Raw genomic sequence first — 2,923 nt, forward strand, 5'->3', positions numbered from 1 at the left:
CGTTGTGAAGCACCGTTCTGGTGTGGAGGCGGGATGTGTCCGATTCTTGAGAACTCAACAGCGTGCACTATGTTCAATGCCAATTTTATACCCCGGCCTTGATCTTCGGATCGGGTTGGGATTCCTTTGGAAATTGATGTCAGCTTCCGGCTTTCGGGTCGGAGAGATGTCTTATTTGCTAGAGGTCAAACTTGACTCTCCTTCTCTTCGGGGTTGGGGGTCGTAATTTTTTTACGGAGAGTTTGATCCTGGCTCAGGACGAACGCTGGCGGCGTGCTTAACACATGCAAGTCGAACGATGAAGCCCAGCTTGCTGGGTGGATTAGTGGCGAACGGGTGAGTAACACGTGAGTAACCTGCCCTTGACTCTGGGATAAGCGCTGGAAACGGCGTCTAATACCGGATACGACCTGCCCCGGCATCGGGTGTGGGTGGAAAGTTTTTCGGTCAAGGATGGACTCGCGGCCTATCAGCTAGTTGGTGAGGTAATGGCTCACCAAGGCGACGACGGGTAGCCGGCCTGAGAGGGTGACCGGCCACACTGGGACTGAGACACGGCCCAGACTCCTACGGGAGGCAGCAGTGGGGAATATTGCACAATGGGCGAAAGCCTGATGCAGCAACGCCGCGTGGGGGATGACGGCCTTCGGGTTGTAAACCTCTTTTAGTAGGGAAGAAGGGCTTCGGCTTGACGGTACCTGCAGAAAAAGCACCGGCTAACTACGTGCCAGCAGCCGCGGTAATACGTAGGGTGCAAGCGTTGTCCGGAATTATTGGGCGTAAAGAGCTCGTAGGCGGTTTGTCGCGTCTGCTGTGAAAACCCGAGGCTCAACCTCGGGCCTGCAGTGGGTACGGGCAGACTAGAGTGCGGTAGGGGAGAATGGAATTCCTGGTGTAGCGGTGGAATGCGCAGATATCAGGAGGAACACCGATGGCGAAGGCAGTTCTCTGGGCCGTTACTGACGCTGAGGAGCGAAAGCGTGGGGAGCGAACAGGATTAGATACCCTGGTAGTCCACGCCGTAAACGTTGGGAACTAGATGTGGGGACCTTTCCACGGTCTCCGTGTCGCAGCTAACGCATTAAGTTCCCCGCCTGGGGAGTACGGCCGCAAGGCTAAAACTCAAAGGAATTGACGGGGGCCCGCACAAGCGGCGGAGCATGCGGATTAATTCGATGCAACGCGAAGAACCTTACCAAGGCTTGACATATACCGGAAACTTCCAGAAATGGTTGCCCCGCAAGGTCGGTATACAGGTGGTGCATGGTTGTCGTCAGCTCGTGTCGTGAGATGTTGGGTTAAGTCCCGCAACGAGCGCAACCCTCGTTCTATGTTGCCAGCACGTCATGGTGGGAACTCATAGGAGACTGCCGGGGTCAACTCGGAGGAAGGTGGGGATGACGTCAAATCATCATGCCCCTTATGTCTTGGGCTTCACGCATGCTACAATGGCCGGTACAAAGGGCTGCGATACCGTAAGGTGGAGCGAATCCCAAAAAGCCGGTCTCAGTTCGGATTGAGGTCTGCAACTCGACCTCATGAAGTCGGAGTCGCTAGTAATCGCAGATCAGCAACGCTGCGGTGAATACGTTCCCGGGCCTTGTACACACCGCCCGTCAAGTCATGAAAGTCGGTAACACCCGAAGCCAGTGGCCTAACCGCAAGGAGGGAGCTGTCGAAGGTGGGATCGGTGATTAGGACTAAGTCGTAACAAGGTAGCCGTACCGGAAGGTGCGGCTGGATCACCTCCTTTCTAAGGAGCATCTGGACACCGCAGGGTGTTCCAGGCGCCAGATCAAAGCGAATGTCTTTGCTGGTAGCTCATGGGTGGAACATTGAACTAGGTGCTCGGTGAGATCGTCTCGCGTCAGTACAGCCTTCGGGTTGGGAACGCGTCGGGGCGGTGGAGTCGGGTACATGCACGCTGTTGGGTCCTGAGGGACCGGGCCGGCTGCCTTCGGGTGGCGGGGTCGACTCTCCGGATCCTTTTCTCACGCCTGGGTGTGTGGGAGAGGGATACCGCCCGTATTTTGAGAACTACACAGTGGACGCGAGCATCTTAGATTCACGGCTTCGGTCGTGGATCGACAAGATTCGCATGGCGCGGCTTTCGGGCTGCGGTCATGCAAATCATTGGATCTGCAACTTTTCGAGTTGTAGTTTCTTAACTCATGTGATTAGCAAGTTCATAAGAGCAAACGGTGAATGCCTTGGCATCTGGAGCCGAAGAAGGACGTCGTAATCTGCGATAAGCCTCGGGGAGCTGATAAACGAGCTGTGATCCGAGGATTTCCGAATGGGGAAACCCCGCCAGGCCCCTTGTGGTGACCTGGTGACTCCCGCCTGAATATATAGGGCGGGTAGAGGGAACGTGGGGAAGTGAAACATCTCAGTACCCACAGGAAGAGAAAACAACAGTGATTCCGTCAGTAGTGGCGAGCGAACGCGGAAGAGGCTAAACCGAGTCATGTGTGATACCCGGCAGGGGTTGCATGGCCGGGGTTGTGGGACTTTTCGTTCCGGTCTGCCGGCCGGTGAACGTTACAGCGCATCATAGACGAACAGGTTTGAACGCCTGGCCAGAGCGGGTGCGAGCCCCGTAGTCGAAATGGTGTTATGGCGTGAAGAGTATCCCAAGTAGCACGGGGCCCGAGAAATCCCGTGTGAATCTGTCAGGACCACCTGATAAGCCTAAATACTCCCAGATGACCGATAGCGGACAAGTACCGTGAGGGAAAGGTGAAAAGTACCCCGGGAGGGGAGTGAAATAGTACCTGAAACCGTTTGCTTACAAACCGTCGGAGCCTCCTTGTAGGGGTGACGGCGTGCCTTTTGAAGAATGAGCCTGCGAGTTAGTGCTCTGTGGCGAGGTTAACCCGTGTGGGGCAGCCGTAGCGAAAGCGAGTCCGAATAGGGCGATTTA

General features: G+C 55.7%; 2 rRNA genes (1 of these 2 cut by a window edge). Both read left to right on the top strand.

Features of this window, described 5'->3' with window-relative positions:
• Positions 1–230 precede the first annotated feature (230 nt).
• A 16S ribosomal RNA gene (locus C5C36_RS17085) occupies positions 231–1,753 on the top strand.
• A gap of 425 nt (positions 1,754–2,178) precedes the next feature.
• Positions 2,179–2,923, top strand: a 23S ribosomal RNA gene (locus C5C36_RS17090); it runs 2,470 nt beyond the window's last position.
• Together the 16S and 23S rRNA genes form the textbook arrangement of a ribosomal RNA operon.

The sequence above is a fragment of the Rathayibacter sp. AY1G1 genome (genome assembly GCF_002932095.1).
Lineage (GTDB): Bacteria > Actinomycetota > Actinomycetes > Actinomycetales > Microbacteriaceae > Rathayibacter.